This is a genomic window from Streptomyces sp. NPDC001507, assembly GCF_042894765.1.
In the GTDB taxonomy this organism is placed as follows: Bacteria; Actinomycetota; Actinomycetes; order Streptomycetales; family Streptomycetaceae; genus Streptomyces.
On sequence record NZ_JBIAVV010000009.1, the window covers coordinates 482,395 to 499,385 of the forward strand.

The 16,991-nt window shown below is 71.8% G+C and carries 18 protein-coding genes; 10 read left to right on the forward strand and 8 right to left on the reverse strand.

What is annotated here, in order from left to right; genetic code table 11:
- Positions 1-12: 12 nt before the first annotated feature.
- The gene (locus ACFY0K_RS29695) at positions 13-1,368 is read right to left on the reverse strand and encodes an FAD-binding protein (protein WP_390642379.1); all 1,356 of its coding nucleotides are present in this window, start codon (positions 1,366-1,368) and stop codon (positions 13-15) included.
- A gap of 139 nt (positions 1,369-1,507) precedes the next feature.
- On the opposite strand from ACFY0K_RS29695, the gene ACFY0K_RS29700 reads away from it, so the two are divergent.
- Genes ACFY0K_RS29700 through ACFY0K_RS29715 form a run of 4 tightly spaced genes read left to right on the forward strand, consistent with a single transcriptional unit; the run spans position 1,508 to position 4,347 of the window.
- A complete protein-coding gene (locus ACFY0K_RS29700) occupies positions 1,508-2,008 on the forward strand; it encodes a phosphatase PAP2 family protein (protein ID WP_390642380.1) in 501 nt (166 codons plus the stop codon).
- Positions 2,001-3,032: a decaprenyl-phosphate phosphoribosyltransferase gene (locus ACFY0K_RS29705; RefSeq protein WP_390642381.1), complete on the forward strand. Its 1,032-nt coding sequence runs from the start codon at positions 2,001-2,003 to the stop codon at positions 3,030-3,032. Before ACFY0K_RS29700 ends, ACFY0K_RS29705 begins: the two co-directional genes overlap by 8 nt.
- The gene (locus ACFY0K_RS29710) at positions 3,029-3,454 is read left to right on the forward strand and encodes a GtrA family protein (RefSeq protein WP_382718874.1); all 426 of its coding nucleotides are present in this window, start codon (positions 3,029-3,031) and stop codon (positions 3,452-3,454) included. Before ACFY0K_RS29705 ends, ACFY0K_RS29710 begins: the two co-directional genes overlap by 4 nt.
- A complete protein-coding gene (locus ACFY0K_RS29715; protein ID WP_390642382.1) occupies positions 3,442-4,347 on the forward strand; it encodes a YihY/virulence factor BrkB family protein in 906 nt (301 codons plus the stop codon). Before ACFY0K_RS29710 ends, ACFY0K_RS29715 begins: the two co-directional genes overlap by 13 nt.
- Here the strand turns inward: ACFY0K_RS29715 and ACFY0K_RS29720 are convergent.
- The gene (locus tag ACFY0K_RS29720) at positions 4,295-5,563 is read right to left on the reverse strand and encodes a D-alanyl-D-alanine carboxypeptidase family protein (RefSeq protein ID WP_390642383.1); all 1,269 of its coding nucleotides are present in this window, start codon (positions 5,561-5,563) and stop codon (positions 4,295-4,297) included. The two genes, ACFY0K_RS29715 and ACFY0K_RS29720, sit on opposite strands and share 53 nt — an antisense overlap.
- A gap of 91 nt (positions 5,564-5,654) precedes the next feature.
- Here ACFY0K_RS29720 and ACFY0K_RS29725 point away from each other — a divergent pair, with 91 nt between their 5' ends.
- The 4 genes from ACFY0K_RS29725 (at position 5,655) to ACFY0K_RS29740 (ending at position 9,366) form a co-directional block, all read left to right on the forward strand.
- Positions 5,655-5,894, forward strand: coding sequence for an SCO4848 family membrane protein (locus ACFY0K_RS29725; protein ID WP_294011328.1), 240 nt, complete (start codon positions 5,655-5,657; stop codon positions 5,892-5,894).
- A gap of 29 nt (positions 5,895-5,923) precedes the next feature.
- Positions 5,924-7,192 carry a metallophosphoesterase gene (locus ACFY0K_RS29730; RefSeq protein ID WP_390642384.1) on the forward strand — a complete coding sequence of 423 codons (1,269 nt, stop codon included), beginning with the start codon at positions 5,924-5,926 and terminating at the stop codon, positions 7,190-7,192.
- Between the two features lie 210 nt (positions 7,193-7,402).
- Positions 7,403-8,959: an ABC transporter substrate-binding protein gene (locus tag ACFY0K_RS29735; RefSeq protein WP_390642385.1), complete on the forward strand. Its 1,557-nt coding sequence runs from the start codon at positions 7,403-7,405 to the stop codon at positions 8,957-8,959.
- 5 nt (positions 8,960-8,964) lie between these two features.
- Complete coding sequence (locus tag ACFY0K_RS29740; RefSeq protein ID WP_390642386.1) at positions 8,965-9,366, forward strand: ATP-binding protein; 402 nt, start codon at positions 8,965-8,967, stop codon at positions 9,364-9,366.
- Between the two features lie 133 nt (positions 9,367-9,499).
- Here the strand turns inward: ACFY0K_RS29740 and ACFY0K_RS29745 are convergent, their stop codons facing one another.
- Together ACFY0K_RS29745 and ACFY0K_RS29750 are read right to left on the reverse strand one after the other, a co-directional pair.
- Positions 9,500-10,933 (reverse strand): ATP-binding protein, encoded by a 1,434-nt coding sequence (locus ACFY0K_RS29745; protein ID WP_390642387.1) that lies wholly within the window; start codon positions 10,931-10,933, stop codon positions 9,500-9,502.
- Entirely contained in the window at positions 10,930-11,619 is a 690-nt protein-coding gene (locus tag ACFY0K_RS29750; protein ID WP_351485385.1) for a response regulator transcription factor, read from the reverse strand. The genes ACFY0K_RS29745 and ACFY0K_RS29750 overlap by 4 nt, the downstream gene beginning before the upstream one ends.
- A 175-nt stretch (positions 11,620-11,794) precedes the next feature.
- Between ACFY0K_RS29750 and ACFY0K_RS29755 the strand changes: the two genes are divergently transcribed.
- Positions 11,795-14,206, forward strand: coding sequence for an MMPL family transporter (locus tag ACFY0K_RS29755; protein ID WP_390642421.1), 2,412 nt, complete (start codon positions 11,795-11,797; stop codon positions 14,204-14,206).
- Here the strand turns inward: ACFY0K_RS29755 and ACFY0K_RS29760 are convergent.
- The 4 genes from ACFY0K_RS29760 to ACFY0K_RS29775 all read right to left on the reverse strand — a co-directional run bounded on the left by ACFY0K_RS29760 (position 14,199) and on the right by ACFY0K_RS29775 (position 16,361).
- Positions 14,199-14,948, reverse strand: a complete 750-nt coding sequence (locus ACFY0K_RS29760) for a TetR family transcriptional regulator (protein WP_390642388.1) — start codon at positions 14,946-14,948, stop codon at positions 14,199-14,201. The genes ACFY0K_RS29755 and ACFY0K_RS29760 overlap by 8 nt on opposite strands.
- A gap of 9 nt (positions 14,949-14,957) precedes the next feature.
- Entirely contained in the window at positions 14,958-15,452 is a 495-nt protein-coding gene (locus ACFY0K_RS29765; protein ID WP_390642389.1) for a thiol-disulfide oxidoreductase DCC family protein, read from the reverse strand.
- Positions 15,449-15,856 (reverse strand): hypothetical protein, encoded by a 408-nt coding sequence (locus ACFY0K_RS29770; protein WP_351957729.1) that lies wholly within the window; start codon positions 15,854-15,856, stop codon positions 15,449-15,451. Before ACFY0K_RS29770 ends, ACFY0K_RS29765 begins: the two co-directional genes overlap by 4 nt.
- Before the next feature lie 94 nt (positions 15,857-15,950).
- Positions 15,951-16,361, reverse strand: coding sequence for a VOC family protein (locus ACFY0K_RS29775; protein ID WP_390642390.1), 411 nt, complete (start codon positions 16,359-16,361; stop codon positions 15,951-15,953).
- 130 nt (positions 16,362-16,491) lie between these two features.
- Between ACFY0K_RS29775 and ACFY0K_RS29780 the strand changes: the two genes are divergently transcribed.
- Positions 16,492-16,932 (forward strand): hypothetical protein, encoded by a 441-nt coding sequence (locus tag ACFY0K_RS29780; protein WP_382718851.1) that lies wholly within the window; start codon positions 16,492-16,494, stop codon positions 16,930-16,932.
- The last annotated feature ends 59 nt before the right edge of the window (positions 16,933-16,991 follow it).

Below are 16,991 nucleotides of genomic sequence, written 5' to 3' on the forward strand. Positions count from 1 at the left end.
GCTGGAGGAGGACTAGAGTCCGAGACGGCGGGACAGGTCGGAGACGAAGACTCCGCGTGGGTCCAGCTCCGCGCGCAGGGCGCGGAAGTCGGTGAGCCGCGGGTACATCGCGGCGAGCAGGTCGGGACGGAGCCGGGCGTCCTTGGCGAGGTAGACGCGGCCGCCGGCGCCCGCGACCTCCTCGTCGAGTTCGTCGAGGAAGGTGCCGAGACCGGGCAGCCCGGCGGGGATGTCGAGGGCGAGGGTCCAGCCGGGCACGGGGAAGGAGAGCCAGCCGGGGTCGGCCTCGCCGAAGCGTTTGAGGACGGCCAGGAAGGACGGGCAGCGGCGCTCGGAGATCCGGGTCACGATCCGGTGCAGGGCGGCCTCCTGGCCGTGTCCGACGGCGAACTGGTACTGGACGAAGCCGGCCCGGCCGTAGACGCGGTTCCAGTGCGGGACGCCGTCCAGGGGGTGGAAGAACGCGGAGATGCGCTGGAGCTGGCCGGCCCGGGCGCGGGGCGCCTTGCGGTACCAGAGCTCGTTGAAGACGCCGACGGTGGTGCGGCCGAGGAGGCCGTCGGGGAGGAAGGCCGGGGCGGGCGGCAGCTCGCGGGGGTGGAAGGCCAACGGGGCGCGCCCGGCGCGGCGGTTCCCGGCGAGCGCCTCCCTGGGCGCGTGATCGCCCCGGGTGAGCACCGCGCGCCCGGTCGCCGCCCCGCGCGCGAGCAGGTCGATCCAGGCGACCGAGTAGCGGTAGCGGTGGTCGGTCCCGGTCAGGCGGGCCATCAGGTCGTCGAGGTCGGTGGCGCGTTCGGTGTCGACGGACATGTACGACGTCTCGACGGGGAGGAGGCGGACGGTCGCCGTGAGGATCACTCCGGTCAGACCCATGCCGCCGGCCGTCGCGTCGAACAGCGGGGTGCCGCGGCTCACCGTGCGGACCTGGCCGTCGGCGGTGAGGAGTTCGAAGGACAGCACGTGACGGGAGAACGATCCCGAGACATGGTGGTTCTTGCCGTGGATGTCGGCGCCGATCGCGCCGCCCACCGTCACCTGGCGGGTCCCCGGGGTCACCGGGACGAACCAGCCGAGCGGCAGCAGCACCTCCATCAGGCGGTGCAACGAGACCCCGGCGTCGCACAGCACGGTGCCGCCGTCGGCGTCGATGGCGTGGACGCGGTCCAGGCCCGTCATGTCGAGCACGGCACCGCCGGCGTTCTGCGCCGCGTCGCCGTAGGCCCGCCCGAGGCCCCGCGCGATACCGCCGCGCGCCCCGCAGTTCCGGATCGCGTCCGCCGCCTCCTGGTAGGTCCGGGGACGGATCAGGCGGGCGGCGGTGGGGGCGGTGCGGCCCCAGCCGGTGACGGGGACGGTCTCTCCAGGCATACGGCGACCGTAACGCCCGTTATGGGCAATTAGCGCTATTGGCCACGGGAGATCGCCTGACTCCCCGAAACGGGTGATTATCCCAATGTCGCTCAATATGGTCGTAGCTTTGGCGGGGTGAGGGTGAACAGTGAGTCCAATGGACGACATGGACCACCGGATCCTCTCCGCACTGCACGCCTGCGGCGCCGATCCACGCGTCGCGTCGGCCGCGCGCGGTCTCTCCCTCGCCGGTGAGCACGGCGCGCTCTGGCTCGCGGCGGGCCTCGCCGGCGCCGCCGTGGACGGCGCGCGGCGCGGCGCCTGGCTGCGCGGCACGGCGCTCGTCGCGGTCGCGCACCTCGGCAGCATGGGCGTCAAACGGGTCGTACGCAGGGCCCGCCCCGCGCACGTCCGGCCCCGGATGCGCACCGCGGGCCGGCACTCGTTCCCCAGCTCGCACGCCACCTCCGCGGCGGCCGCCGCCGTCGCCTTCGGCGCGCTCGGGGTGCCCGCCCTCGCGCCGCTCGCGGCCGCCATGTGCCTGTCCCGGCTGGTCGTCGGCGTGCACTTCCCGACCGACGTGGCGGCGGGCGCGGCCCTCGGGGCACTCACGGCCCGGGCTGGGGCACGCTGGATGAGCGGAGGCGGCCGTGGCTGAGACCGCGCACGCCGCCGCGCAGGAGACCGCCGGAACGGCACCGGCGGAGGGCCGGGCGGAGGGGGCCGCTGAAACGACTCTCCACGGACAGCGCGCCCACCCCGCCCGAGCCCACGTACCAGCACACGCGCGCGTCACCCCCGGCGGTCTCCTCACGGGCCTGCTGCGGACCACCCGCCCCAAGCAGTGGGTCAAGAACACCCTCGTCATCGCCGCCCCGGCCGCCGCCGGACGCCTCTTCTCGGTGCCCGCGCTCGGCCGCCTCGCCCTGACCTTCGCCCTCTTCACGGCCTGCGCCGCGGCCGTCTACCTGATCAACGACGCCCGGGACGCCGAGGCCGACCGCGCCCACCCCGTCAAGTGCCGCCGCCCGGTCGCCGCGGGCCAGGTCCCGGTGCCCGTCGCCTACACCGCCGGCGGCCTCCTGGCCGTCCTCGCACCCCTGCTCGCGGCCCGGCTCACCCCACCCCTGGTCCCCGTCCTGCTGACCGCCTACCTGGGCATGCAACTGGCGTACTGCGTCGCCCTGAAGCACGTCCTGGTCGTCGACCTCGCCGTCGTCACCACCGGCTTCCTGATGCGGGCGATGATCGGCGGGGTCGCCCTCGGCATCCCGCTGTCCCGCTGGTTCCTGATCACCACCGGCTTCGGCGCGCTCTTCATGGTGGCGGCCAAGCGCTACTCCGAGGCCGTGCAGATGGCCGGAAAAGCGGGCGCCACGCGTGCCCTGCTCACCGAGTACACCACCGGATACCTCCGCTTCGTCTGGCAACTGGCCGCCGGAGTCGCCGTCCTCGCCTACTGCCTGTGGGCCCTCGAAGGCCACGACGGGCCTGCCGCCGGCCTGCTGCCCTGGCGCCAGCTGTCCATGGTCGCCTTCATCCTGGCGATCCTGCGGTACGCCGTCTTCGCCGACCGCGGCACCGCGGGCGAACCCGAGGACGTCGTCCTGCGCGACCGCGCCCTCGCCCTGATCGGCCTGGCCTGGCTGGCCATGTACGGCCTCGCGGTGGCCCACTGGTGACCGCGCCCGCGCGCGAGCTGATCGGCTTCGCGACCGTCGGCCTGCTCGCCTACGCCGCCGACCTCGGCCTCTTCAGCTGGCTGCGCGGCCCGGCCGCCCTCGACCCGCTCACCGCCAAGTCCCTGTCCTTCGTGGCGGGCTGCACGGTCGCCTACCTCGGCAACGCCCGCGGCACCTACCGGCACGCCCGCGCGACCGGGGCGCGCGCCTACGCCGTCTTCGTCGCCGTCAACCTCGCGGGCGCCCTGGTCCAGTTGCTCTGCCTCGCCGTCAGCCACTACGGACTCGGCCTCACCTCGCAGCGCGCCGACACCGTCTCCGGCGCGGTCGTCGGCATGGCGCTGGCTACGATCCTGCGCTTCTGGGGTACCCGCACATTGGTGTTCCGCGGAGGGGGCAGAGTCGGATCATGGACTGGCTGAGAAAACTCCCCGTCGTCGGCCCCCTCGTGGGCTGGCTGATGACGACGCACGCGTGGCGGTCGTACGAGCGGCTCGACCGGGTGAAGTGGTCCAGGCTGGCCGCCGCCATGACCTTCATCAGCTTCGTCTCGCTCTTCCCGCTGCTGACCGTGGGCGCCGCGATCGGCGCCGCCACGCTGAGCGCCTCGCAGCAGCAGGACCTGCAGAAGAAGATCGCCGCACAGGTGCCCGGCATCTCCGACCAGCTGGACATCAACTCCCTCGTCCAGAACGCCGGCACGGTCGGTCTCATCGCCGGCGCCGTCCTGCTGTTCACCGGCATCAACTGGGTCGGCCAGATGCGGGACTGCCTGCGCGCGGTGTGGCAGCTGCCCGACAAGGACGAGAACCCGATCCTCGCCAAGGCCAAGGACGGCGTCATCCTGATCGGCTTCGGCGGCGCCGTGCTCGTCACGCTCGCCGTCTCCACCATCGCCTCGGCGGCGGTCGGCTGGACGGGCCGGCAGTTCGGCATCGCCGAACACAGCTGGGGCAGCCTGCTCCTGCGCATCGCCGCGTTCCTCGTCGCCGTGACGGCCGACTTCCTGCTCCTGCTCTACGTCCTCACCCTGCTGCCCGGCGTCGAACCACCGCGCCGCCGCCTGCTGGTCGCGGCCCTGATCGGCGCGGTCGGCTTCGAACTCCTCAAGCTGCTGCTCAGCGGCTACATCCAGGGCATCGCCGGGAAGAGCATGTACGGCGCGTTCGGCGTCCCGGTGGCCCTGCTGCTGTGGATCAACTTCACGGCCAAGATAGTCCTGTACTGCGCCGCCTGGACGGCGGAGGAGACCACCGCCGAGTTCAGGGACGAGTCCGCCGGCGCACCAGATCCGGCAGCGGCCAACGGCGGTTGACCAGGAACGCGGCGCCCGCCAGCAGCACCACCGCGCCGCCCGCGATCCCCAGCGCCACCCCGACCCCGCCGGAGCCGTTGGCGGAGGCGGCGGCCACCGGCTTCGCGCTCGCGCCGCCGTCCTTGCCGACCGCGGTCGCCCCCGGCGAGGCGCTGGAGGTCACGGCCCCCTTGGGCGGTACCAGCTCACCCACCGGAGTCACCTTGCCGGCCGCCTGGAAGCCCCAGTCGAACAGCTTGGCGGTCTCCTTGTAGACCTCGTTGTGCTCCTTCTTCTCCGGGTTCATCACGGTGACCAGGAGCACCCGGCCGTTCCGCTCGGCGACCCCGGTGAAGGTGGCGCCCGCGTTGGTGGTGTTGCCGTTCTTCACCCCCGCGATGCCCTGGTACACCGGGACGTCGGTGTCACCGCTCAGCAGCCGGTTGGTGTTCTGGATCTCGAAGGACCCGCGGACCGACTGGCCCTTCGCGTTCTTCGTCGTGTCGCCCGGGAAACTGGCCCGCACGGTCGAGCAGTACTCCCGGAAGTCCTTCTTCTGCAGCCCGGAACGCGCGAACAGCGACAGGTCGTACGCCGACGACACCTGCCCCGGCTGGTCGTACCCGTCCGGACTCACCACGTGGGTGTCCAGCGCCTGCAGCTCGTCCGCGTGGTCCTGCATGTCCCGGACGGTCTGCTCGACACCGCCGTTCATCGCGGACAGCACGTGCACGGCGTCGTTGCCGGAGCGCAGGAACACCCCCAGCCAGAGGTCGTGGACCGTGTAGGTCTGGCCCTCCTTTATCCCGACCATGCTGGAACCGGCACCGATCCCCGCCAGGTCGGCCGGCACCACCTTGTGCGGGGTCGACTTCGGGAACCGGGGCAGCACGGTGTCCGCGAACAGCATCTTCAGGGTGCTCGCCGGGGGCAGCCGCCAGTGCGCGTTGTGCGCGGCCAGCACCTCGCCCGACTCGGCGTCGGAGACGATCCAGGACCGCCCCGTGATGTCCTTCGGCAGCACCGACACCCCGGCGGCCAGGTTCACCTGGGTACCGGGCTGCCCGAGCCGGGTGCCGCCCACCGTCGACATGCCCGCCGGGGGAGTCGCCGACGGAGTCGTAGTCGTTGACGGGGTCGGCGCGGCGAGCGCGACCGGCGCGGTGGACGACAGGGACAGCAGGGCGGCGGAGGCGACCAGCAGCACGCGGCTGGCCTTCGGCTTCGGAGCGGGCACGGACGAGAACGTACCTGCCACGGAGGGCGAAGTCCCGTCACCGACTCCACCCCGGAACCGGAACCGGACAGCGGCCGGAGATACTGAACCCATGAAGCTCAGTCGTCCGGTCTCCTGGTTCCTGCTCGCCTTCGGGGTGTGGAGCTGGTTCATCTGGATCACTTTCGTCAAGAACCTCGTCAAGGACGGCAGCGGTCTCGCCTTCGACGACGGGCATCCCACGGCGTACTTCTGGATCCACCTGACGCTGGCCGTCGTGTCCTTCGTATTGGGGACGGTCATCGGGGTCATCGGGTTGCGCGGAGTGCGCGCACTGCGCCGTACGTCATAGAAAACAGGCCAGGGAAGAGGCACGGCAGGGTGATCATCGTCTTCGGGCTCCTCGCCCTGGCCGTGGTGACGGCCCTGTACTGGTACCTCTGGCGCCGCCTGGTACGCGACACGACGACCGGGTGGGGGTGGCCGCGCCGGCTGGGCACGGCCCTCTTCACCGTCGGCCCGGCGGTGATGTTCGCGGCCCTGTTCGCGGAGGTCGGCCACGCGCCGTTCGTCCTCCAGCGGGTGCTGGCCTGGCCCGGCTTCCTGTGGATGGCCCTGTCCCTGTACCTGCTGCTGGCGGTGGTGGCGGGGGAGGCGCTGAGACCGCTGCTGAGCCGTCTCCTGAAGCGCCGGGACGTTGAGCGCCCCTTCAGGGGCGCGGGGAACTGCGCGCCCGGCCCCCACGACGCGCCGCTGTCCCCACCCACTGAACCACCCCTGAAACAACTCACCCGCACCGAAAGTCCCGTCCTCACCACCCCCACCCCCACCCGTCGCCTCTTCGTCTCCCGAGTGGTCGGCGCCGCCGCAGCCACCGCCGCCACCGCCACCGTCGGCTACGGAACCTACGGCGTCCTCCGCGGCCCCCGCGTGAAACGCGTCACCGTCCCCCTCGCCAAACTCCCCCGCGCCGCCCACGGCTACCGCATCGCCGTCGTGAGCGACATCCACCTCGGCCCCGTCCTCGGCCGCGGCTTCGCGCAGCGCGTCGTCGACACGGTCAACGCCACCCGGCCCGACCTGATCGCGGTCGTCGGCGACCTCGTCGACGGCAGCGTGCAGGACCTCGGCCCCGCCGCCGCCCCCCTGGCCCAGCTCTCCGCACGCCACGGCAGCTACTTCGTCACCGGCAACCACGAGTACTTCTCCGGCGCCCGGCAGTGGGTCGAGGAGGTCCGCACCCTCGGACTGCGCCCCCTGGAGAACGCCCGTACGGAACTCGCCCACTTCGACCTCGCCGGGGTGAACGACATCGCCGGCGAAAGCACCGGCCAGGGCCCCGACTTCGACCGTGCCCTGGCCGGCCGGGACCCGGCCCGCGCCTGTGTGCTCCTCGCCCACCAGCCCGTCCAGATCCACGAGGCCGTCCGTCATCACGTCGACCTCCAGCTCTCCGGCCACACCCACGGCGGCCAGCTCTGGCCCGGCAACCTCGTCGCCGCGGCGGCCAACCCGACCGTCGCCGGCCTGGACCGTTACGGCGACACCCAGTTGTACGTCTCCCGGGGCGCCGGCGCCTGGGGTCCCCCCACCCGGGTGGGCGCCCCCTCCGACATCACGGTCATCGAACTCGCGTCGCGGCAGGCCTGACCGGGACCGCCTCGCACACACTGTGGAAGAGCTGTGAAATCCGGCGGAAACAAGCCATCGGTAAGTTCTTCCTCATCTAGTCAGATCGCTCTTCCCCCACACGAAACTCCTGTGATTAGGTGAGCCGCGTCACTTAGGGGAGTGACACCTGTGGAGGGCCTGGGCAGGGCCTGGAACGGACCCGTGCTGGTCCTGGGGAGGGCACCAACCATGCGATCTGTTCGCATGCGGATTCTCGTGACACTCGTCGTTCTGGCGGTCGTGGGGATCGGCGGCTGGCAGCTGCTGCCGTCGCAGGAGAACAAGAACAAGACGATCACCGTCGGCACGACCGACGCCGTCACCTCGCTCGACCCGGCCGGCGCCTACGACGCCGGTTCCTGGGCGTTGTTCAACAACGTCTTCCAGACGCTGCTCACCTTCGAGCCCGGCGGTGTCCAGCCGGTCCCGGACGCGGCGCAGAGCTGTGACTTCACGGACTCCGGCCTCCAGACGTACCGCTGCGTGGTGCGCGACGGGATCACCTTCCCGAGCGGCCGGACGATGACCGCCGAGGACGTGAAGTACTCCTTCGACCGGGTCAAGAAGATCAACTCCGATGTCGGCCCGGCCTCCCTGCTCTCGACGCTCCGCTCGGTGACCGCCTCCGGCAAGACCGTCACCTTCCACCTGTCGTCCGCGGACGCGACGTTCCCGTTCAAGCTGGCCACCGGCGCCGGCGCGATCGTCGACAAGGACACGTACCCGGCGGACAAGCTGCGCACCGACAACTCGGTGGACGGCACCGGCCCGTACACCCTGACGTCGTACACGAAGGACAAGCAGGCGACCCTGCGGCCCAACGGCAACTACAAGGGCGTGCTGAGCGGCACCGGCCGCCCCGTCGAGCTGCACTACTACGCCGACTCGGCCAAGCTCGCCGGCGCCTACAAGGCCAAGCAGGTCGACGTGGCGACCCGGACGCTGCCGCCCAGCATGGTCTCCAAGCTCTCGCCGAGCGACCCCGACCAGCGCGTCCTGGAGTCGGACAGCTCCGAGACCCGCAACCTGTACCTGAACACGCGCAAGAAGTCACCCCTGCACGACGTGCTGGTCCGCCGGGCCCTCGCCTGGCTGATCGACCGCGAGCAGCTGGCCTCGACGGTGTACTACGGCACGGTGCAGCCGCTGTACTCGCTGATCCCGAGCGGCCTCACCGGGCACACCACGTCCTTCTTCGACACCTACCCGACCCAGAGCGTCGCCAAGGCGAAGGCGCTCCTGGCGGAGGCCGGCGTCAGCACGCCCGTCGAGTTCACCTTCGGCTACGGCATCGGCCACGGCGCGGGAGCCGAGGAGGCCGCCGCGCTGAAGAAGCAGCTGGAGGCGGGCGGCCTGTTCAAGGTCGACGTCAAGGGTTACGAGTGGACCGACTTCCAGAAGTCGTGGGCCGAGGGGAAGATGGACGCCTGGGCGGTCGGCTGGGTCGCCGACTATCCCGACCCGGACACCTTCGGCGCCTCCCTGGTCGGCAGCGACTCCGTGATGAGCACCGGCTACAGCAACAAGGCCGTCGACGGCCTCCTCCAGGACAGCCAGCGGTACGCCGACCGCAGCCGTGCCGACCAGGACTTCCGGAACGTCCAGACGGACGTGGCGAACGACGTCCCGCTGATCCCGCTGTGGCAGCGCACCGACTACGTCCTCAGCAGCGAGGACGTGGGCGGGGCCCAGTACCTCACGGACAGCACGGGCGTGTTCCGCCTGTGGAGCCTGAACTGGATCTGACGGGCGTGCTGAGACGCAACGCCTTCCGGCTCCCCCGGCACCCGGCGTCCGTCGGCATGGCCCGGCACCGGGTCCGGGACCACCTGGCCGCGTGGGGCCACGCCCCGGACACCCCGGCGGTCGACGACGCCCTGCTCCTCGTCTCGGAACTGGCCACCGACGTCGTCCGCCACGGCCCCCTCCTGGAGCGGGAGTTCGAGGTGGCGGTCACCGCCCTGGCCGACGGCTCCTGCCTGCTGGAGGTCTCCGACGAGGGGCGTGCGGAGCCCCGCCTGCGGATCGTCCGGGAGGACGACGAGGCGGGCCGGGGCCTGCGCCTGATCGAGACGATCGCGGCGGCGTGGGGGGTGTGGAGCAGGGGAGCCCACGGCAGGACCGTGTGGGCGCTGATCTCGGTCGACCCGTAGCAGTCATGTGCGGCTGCGGCGCGGTCGTGGTTGCTCGCGCAGTTCCCCGCGCCCCTAGAAGAAGGGACGCGTCCCCTTTCTTTCAGGGGCGCGGGGAACTGCGCGGCCAGCCCCCCTCACCCGCAGCCGAAACTCAGCCGCAACGCAACGTCACCGTCACCGTCAGCCCCTCCCCCGGAGAGGTCCGCACCCGCACCTCACCCCCATGGGCCTCCACCACTCCCTGCACGATCGCCATTCCCAGCCCGCTCCCCTCCGCACTCCCCACCCGGAAGAACCGGTCGAAGATCCGCCCCGCGTCCTCCTCCCCGAGCCCCGGCCCCTCGTCGGCCACGCACACCCGGACCACCCCGTCCGCCCGCTCCACCCCCAGCCGCACGGCCGCCTCCGCCGGCGTGTGGACCCGCACGTTGGCCATCAGGTTCCCCAGCACCTGCCGCAGCCCCGACTCGTCCGCCCGCACCAGCACCGCCCCGTCGGCCGCCACGGCCACCGGCCGCCCCGGCTGCTGCGCCCGCAGGTCCTCCGCCGCGTCCCGCACCAGCCGGCTCACGTCGACGTTCCGGAACCGGATCTCGGGCCGCTGGTCGAGCCGGGCGAGCAGCAGCAGCTCGTCCACGAGGCGGCCCATGCGGTCGACTTCGCCGTGCATCCGGTCCCAGGCCCGCCGCCGCTCCCCGGGCTCGCGCAGCATCCCCTTGTCGTACAGCTGGAGATAGCCGCGGATGGCGGCGAGCGGTGTGCGCAGCTCGTGCGAGGCGTCGGCGACGAACCGGCGCAGCTGGGCCGCGCTGCGCTCGCGGGTCCGGTACGCCGTCTCCACCTGGTGGAGCATGGCGTTGAGGGCCAGCCGCAGCTGCTCGACCTCCTCCGTCGGATGCTGGCTGGAGGGCACCCGCCGGGTCAGGTCGCCCTCGGCGATCGCCGACGACGTCTCCACCATGTCCTCCAGCGGCAGCAGCCGTCTCCGCACGCTGTACATGGTCAGGCAGCACAGCAGCGCGAGCAGCAGCGTGCCGACCGCGAAGTCGAGCTTGAGTGCCTTGGCGATGCCCTTGTGCAGCAGCTCGGTCGAGGTGGCCAGCAGGATGCAGGAGCCGTCGGCGAGCCGGGTCGCCGTCACCCGGTAGGAGGCGCCGTGCACGTCGACGTCGCGCGGGTCGGGCGCGGCGGCGAGGGCCTGCGGGTCGGGCACGGCGGCGGCGAGGGAGCGCTGGGCCTCGGTCGGCTTCATGGCGAAGAGGGAGGTCGCGTCACCCCTGGCGTCGATGACCGTGAAGATCGAGTCCGGGGTCGGGTCGGACTCGGCCGGGGCGATCCGGTCGCGGATCACGCCGAGCGCGCCCAGCGAGTCGACCTGCCGCAGGGTCAGCCCCGAACTCCCCAGTGACGTACGCATCTTGAGCAGCTCGGAGTCCACCTGGTCGATCAGGTACAGCCGCATGCCCATGATGCTCGCGACGGCCGCCACCACGATGCCGACGGCGAGCAGCCCGACGTTGGCCAGGGTGAGCTTGCCGCGCAGCGAGTGCAGTCCGTGCCGGTGCCGGCGCTTGCCCAGGCTCATGTCAGGCCGTACCCGACGCCCCGCCGGGTGGTGATCACCGGTGCTCCCAGCGCGTCGAGCTTGCGCCGCAGGTAGCTGATGTAGGTCTCGACGACGGTCGACTCGGAGGGTATGTGCTCGTACTGCCAGACGTGCCTGAGCAGTTGCTCCTTCGGCACGATCCGGCCGCCGTTGCGCACCAGGAAGCGCAGCAGCGCGTACTCGGTCGGGGTCAGCTCGACCGTGCGGCCCGCGCGGTGCACCGAGTACGTCGTCTCGTCCAGCTCCAGGTCGCCGTAGCGCAGCGGCGGGCGCTGCTGGATGACGTCCGCCGGGCGGGTGCGGCGCAGCACGGCGCCGATCCTGGCGACGACCTCGTCGATGTTGAACGGCTTGGTGATGTAGTCGTCGCCGTAGCCGAGCGCCCCGACTATCTCGGCGGGCGCGTCCCGGGCGGTGAGGAACACCAGTGCCAGGTCGGGCTGCCGGGCGCGCAGTTCGCGGGCGAGGGCCCGTCCGTCGCCGTCCGGCAGCATCACGTCGAGCAGGGCCGCGTCCGGCCGGGTGCGCTCGGCGAGCGCGAGGGCGTCCCGGACCGTACCGGCCGTCATCACCTCGAACCGGTGGTAGCGCAGGGCGATGGCGAGGACGTCCGCGATGCTCGGCTCGTCCTCCACGATCAGCACGGTGCTGCCTGGAGCCGTCATGCCCCCAGTATCGGCGCCGCCGCCGACGGCCGGGGGCGCGCAGCTTTGGAGTTCCTTGAGAGTCATGCGCGCCCCGTGTCCCGGCGCGCTCCCCGCTGCCGATCCTGTTCCCCAGGACCTGGGGGACCAACCGACCGAAGTGATCGACGACAAGGAGCTGTTGAGCGTGACGGCATTGGCACGGTGGTGCTATCGGCACCGGCTGGTGGTCCTGTTGCTGTGGGTGGGGGCACTCGTCGGCGTGGGCTTCTCGGCCTCGACGGCGGGCACGAACTACGCGAACGTGTTCTCCCTCCCCGACACGGACTCCAAGACCGCGTACGACCTGATGCAGAAGGCCTTCCCGAACACCTCCGGTGACACGGACACCGTGGTGTGGAAGGCCGACAGCGGCTCGGTGACGGACCAGGCGGTCAAGGACCGCGTCCAGCCGGCCCTCGACAAGATCGCCAAGCTGCCCGGCGTGGGCGCGGTCACCAGCCCCTACGCGGGCGCCCGCGGGTCGGCGCAGATCAGCAAGGACGGCACGATCGCCTACGCCCAGCTGACCTTCACCAAGCGGGCGAACGAAATCCCCAAGGAGCAGGTGCAGAAGGTCCTCGACACCGCGCAGGCCGCCGAACGGTCCGGCCTCCAGGTCGAGTTGGGCGGCCAGGCCATCCAGCGCGTCCAGGAGCCGCCGCAGGGCCTGTCGGAGATGGTCGGCATCATCGCGGCGGCCGTCGTGCTGTTCCTCGCCTTCGGCTCGTTCTTCGCGATGACCCTGCCCATCGCGATCGCCGTCTTCGGCGTCGGCATGGGCCTGTTCTCCACCCAGCTGCTCAGCCACACCACCGACATCCCCGACATCGCGCCGCTGCTGGCCTCCCTGATCGGCCTCGGCGTCGGCATCGACTACGCCCTGTTCATCGTCACCCGGCACCGGCGCGGCATCCTGCGCGGCATGGACCCCGAGGAGTCGGCGGTCACCGCCCTCAACACCTCGGGCCGGGCGGTGCTGTTCGCGGGCGGCACGGTCTGCATCGCGCTGGCCGGCATGCTGGTCACCCGGCTGCACTTCCTGGACGGCGTGGTCATCGGCACGTCCCTCACGGTCGTGCTCAGCGTCCTCGCGGCCACCACCCTGCTGCCCGCCCTGCTCGGCTTCCTCGGCCCGCGCGTCCTCAGCCGTCGCCAGCGCCGCCGGCTCGCCGCCGAGGGCCCGGAACCGGAGAAGGCGAGCGGGCTCGCGGCCCGCTGGTCGGCGAACGTCGAGAAGCGCCCGCGCCGCATCGCCGTGCTCGCCGTGGTCGTCATGGCGGTCCTGGCCATCCCGGTCCTCTCGCTCCGGCTCGGCGCCACCGACCAGGGCAACGACGACGCGTCCACGACCACCAGGAAGGCCTACGACCTGCTCGCCGAGGGCTTCGGCCCCGGCTTCAACGGCCCCCTCCAGGTGGTCAGCGTCGGCGGCGACACCGCGAAGCTGGTCCAGGGCCTGCAGTCGACCCCGGGCGTCGCCCAGGTGGCCGAACTGCCCCCGTCGCAGGGCGTCACGGTCATCCAGGTGGTCCCGACCACCTCCCCGCAGTCCAAGGAGACCGACGACCTCATCGACACCCTGCGCGACCAGGTGATCCCGAAGGCGGGCGCACAGGCGCACGTGGGCGGCGTGACGGCGGTGTCGAAGGACTTCGCCTCCGTCACCGGCGACCGGCTGCCCCTCTTCATCGGGACCATCATCACCCTGGGCTTCCTGCTGCTCCTGGTCGCCTTCCGCTCCCTGGTGGTCCCGCTGACGGCCGCCGTGATGAACCTGATCGCGGCGGCGGCCTCCTTCGGCGTCCTGGTGGCGGTCTTCCAGTGGGGCTGGGGTCTGGACCTGCTGGGCCTCGGCAAGGAGGGCCCGATCAACGCGTTCCTCCCGGTCATCATGCTCTCCCTGCTCTTCGGCCTCTCCATGGACTACCAGGTGTTCCTGGTGAGCCGGATGCACGAGGAGTGGGTGCACACCAAGGACAACGCGCGGGCGGTCCGGGTCGGCCTCGCGGAGACCAGCCGTGTCATCAACTCCGCGGCCCTGATCATGGTCTGCGTCTTCCTCGCCTTCGTCCTCAGCGGCGACTCGGGCGCCGCGATGGCGGGCGTCGGCCTGGCGGCCGCGGTCGCCCTGGACGCCTTCATCCTGCGTACGGCCCTGGTCCCGGCGGCGATGCACCTGCTGGGCCGCTCCAACTGGTGGCTGCCGGCCTGGCTCGACAAGCGGCTCCCGCACCTGGCGGTGGAACCCCAGGAGCCCGCGGCGGCTGTGGATCCGGCCGAGCCCACCGGCCCGGGCACGGCGATCCACGGCTTCGTCCGCACACCGGGCGGCGACCCGGTGGAGGCGGCCTCGGTCACCGTGATGTCCAAGGGTGGCCGCCAACTGGACCGCGTGACCTCCCTGGCGGACGGCTCCTACATCGTGTCGGTCCCGGCGCCGGGGGCCTATCTGCTGGCGGTCACGTCGGCGTCGTACGGCTCGAAGGCCCGGCACGTGACGGTGGCGGAGGGGCCGGTGGTGTACGACGTGGAGCTGACCGGGGACGAGGTGGACGCGGTCAACTAGCCGCGCCGCCCCTGCTTCTGCCTCCGGGATCCGGCAGCACCCGCGTCATCCCGGGCAGGAAGTCCGTGAACAGCTCGTGGACCTCCAGGACCAGCGGTCGCAGCACCCGGAACCGCGCGAGGGACACGCCTCGCGCGGTCAGCCGGGCGCCCCGCTCGGCCAGCCGGTAGCTGCGCTCGCTGTCCTCGGTCCGGTCGAAGATCCAGTACAGGACCAGGCCCATCTGGGAGAGCCACATCAACTCGGGCAGCACGTCCCGCAGTTCCGGGGCGACCTTCGCCTTCGCCCCGGCCAGCACCTCGCGGTGCACGCCGATGGCCTCCACGCGCGCGTGCTCGCTCTCCGGGGAGAAGGGGCTGAGCGGGCTGTCGGGGTCGGCGGCGTTCTTGAAGAAGTGGACCGCGAACTCGTGGTACGGCCTGGCGATGTCCAGCCACACCTTGAGCACGCCGGCGAGCCGCTTCTCCAGGTCGGTCTCCTTGTCCAGGACCTCGCGGACCGCCACCCGGTGCTCGGCGGCGAGCTGGTCGTAGAAGCCCTGGATCAGGTGTTCCTTGCCGGCGAAGTAGTAGTACGCGTTGCCGACGGAGACCCCGGCCTCCGTGGCGATGGCCCGCATCGTGGTCTTCTCGTAGCCCCGCTCCCGGAACAGCCGCATCGCCGTCTCCAGGATCAGCGCGCGGGTCTGCTCGGACTTGCTCTGGGCAGCGGCCTCGACGGGACCGTCGTTCTTCGCGGACACGGACAGAGCCTAACGAGTGGCGCAGGCGTCGCCGTCACAGCCCGCGGGGTCGTGGATCCACCCGAGCCCCGGGTCGTACGTCCACCCGTCCGCGCGCCGGTAGACCTTCCCGCCCCACTGCGCGCCCCGCCACCTGGCGGCGGCGAGCACCGCGCCCCGCGCCAGCCGGGCCCCGGCCGGCGTGCTGAGCCGGTGGGCGAGCGGCCGCTGCTCCCGCAGTGCCCAGAGCACGACGATCCAGGCGGCGGTGTCCCGGTAGACCTGCCCCGCGTCGCCGACGACCGTGACCTCGTCGAAGGTGGCCGCGTGGTCGAGGTCCGGGAAGCGGGTGCGGGCCTCGGCCGAGCCCGCCGGGACCAGCTCCAGCGGCACCAGCTGCGGCTGCCGCACGAGCCAGTCGCGCAGGTGGGTGCAGAGGGTGCACTCGGCGTCGTAGAGGACGGTGAGCCCGCGGACCGGGGCGCGCACGGCGCCCCGGTCGTCGGTGCCGGTCACGGCGGTCACGCCCCCGCCGCCGGTGCGGTCCAGCCCTGCGGCGGGACCGGCGGGAGCTGCTCCTTCTCCATGACCCCGCGGCGCCTGATCCGGTTGAGCACGTACACGTTGCCGAGGTGCATCACGCCGAGCACCAGCAGCACCACACCGAGCTTGGACGACAGTGCCTCGAAGATGCCCCGGGTGTCGTCGATCGTGTCGCTGGTGTGCAGGTAGAGCGCGACGAAGCCGAGGTTCACGAGGTAGAAGCCGACGACCAGGAGGTGGTTGACGGCGTCGGCGAGCTGCTCGTTGCCGTGCAGGACGTCGGAGAGGAAGATCCGCCCGTTGCGGCTGAGCGTGCGGGCCACCCAGATGGTCAGACCGATGCTGACGAGCAGGTAGATGACGTAGGCGATGACCGTGCGGTCCATGCCCCACCCCTTCTTGAACGCGTTCAAAACGCTGACAGGGATGACTGTAGACCTAGTTTTGAACACGTTCAACTCGGTTGCCGGGTGACCCGCTTCACCCTCGCCGCGCCAGCTCCGGCCGCTTGCTGTAGTCCGTGAGGCCGATGATGTTCCCCCAGGGGTCGGCGACCTCGACGGTCCAGCCGGTGGCCACGGAGAACGGCTCGTCGAGCACGGCGATCCCGGCCTCCTTGAGGCGCCGGGCCGCGCCCCGTGCGTCCGGCACCTCCAGCCACACGCGCGGCGACGCCCACACCGCCGGCCGGTATCCGAGGCCCTCCTCGGCCCGCAGCAGGATCCCGGGCGTCTCGCCCCCGACCTTCAACAGGGCGATCCCGCCCTCGTCGAACCGGAATCCCACCGTGAACCCGGCCCGCTCGTAGAAGGAGACGGCGGCCGCGAGATTCCCGACCGGCATCACCACGTTGTCGAACCCGAGCAGTTCGTACGACTCGTCATCTGACATGCGATCAGATTAGGAGCGAAGATGACGGTTGCCGGGCGGGCTGACCGTCGGGTCACTCAATGGGCCGAGAGGGGGCCGTCACGTCGCTACGCTGAGCCGTCGTCGGTGCCGGGCGAGCGAGGGGGCGGGGATGGCTCCGGGAGCAGAGGCCTTCCACGGCGAGGCGCGGGCCGCTTTCGCCGACGTCGCGCAGCGGCTGGGCCTGGCCGGGCCGGGCGGCGGGGAAGGCGACCGGCATCTCGCCGTCGTGACCTACGCCGGCTCGGGAGTGACCTACAAGGCGGTCCTCGGCCTGTGGCAGGGCGACGTCGAGATTCACGTGTGCCGCAGGACCGCGCTGACCGAGTGCAAGGTCGGCATCGAGGGGCTGGCCGTCTCCGCGGGCGTCGTGGACCGCCGCGGCCGGGTCTCCTTCGACGCCCGCAGCCTCCGCCGGCTCCGCAGGTCCCTCGCCGGTCAGGTCCGTTACGTCGAACTCGTCCACCCCCTGGTCTCCGGCGATCCGGACGAGGCGCTGTCCCTGATGCGCGCGGCGGGCGCCCGGGAGTGGCGCAGACCTGCCGTGGGGTGAGGCCGGGTACGCCGAAGGCCCCGCTCCCTTCGCGGGAGCGGGGCCTTCGGTGCCGTGGC

Bases quoted from the DNA above. Each gene is read 5' to 3' on its own strand.
- ACFY0K_RS29770 (WP_351957729.1), bottom strand. From the start codon at position 15,856: ATGGACCGCACGGTCATCGCCTACGTCATCTACCTGCTCGTCAGCATC.
- ACFY0K_RS29780 (WP_382718851.1), top strand. From the start codon at position 16,492: ATGGCTCCGGGAGCAGAGGCCTTCCACGGCGAGGCGCGGGCCGCTTTC.
- ACFY0K_RS29750 (WP_351485385.1), bottom strand. From the start codon at position 11,619: ATGACGGCTCCAGGCAGCACCGTGCTGATCGTGGAGGACGAGCCGAGC.
- ACFY0K_RS29715 (WP_390642382.1), top strand. From the start codon at position 3,442: ATGGACTGGCTGAGAAAACTCCCCGTCGTCGGCCCCCTCGTGGGCTGG.
- ACFY0K_RS29735 (WP_390642385.1), top strand. From the start codon at position 7,403: ATGCGATCTGTTCGCATGCGGATTCTCGTGACACTCGTCGTTCTGGCG.
- ACFY0K_RS29700 (WP_390642380.1), top strand. From the start codon at position 1,508: ATGGACGACATGGACCACCGGATCCTCTCCGCACTGCACGCCTGCGGC.
- ACFY0K_RS29775 (WP_390642390.1), bottom strand. From the start codon at position 16,361: ATGTCAGATGACGAGTCGTACGAACTGCTCGGGTTCGACAACGTGGTG.
- ACFY0K_RS29695 (WP_390642379.1), bottom strand. From the start codon at position 1,368: ATGCCTGGAGAGACCGTCCCCGTCACCGGCTGGGGCCGCACCGCCCCC.
- ACFY0K_RS29725 (WP_294011328.1), top strand. From the start codon at position 5,655: ATGAAGCTCAGTCGTCCGGTCTCCTGGTTCCTGCTCGCCTTCGGGGTG.
- ACFY0K_RS29745 (WP_390642387.1), bottom strand. From the start codon at position 10,933: ATGAGCCTGGGCAAGCGCCGGCACCGGCACGGACTGCACTCGCTGCGC.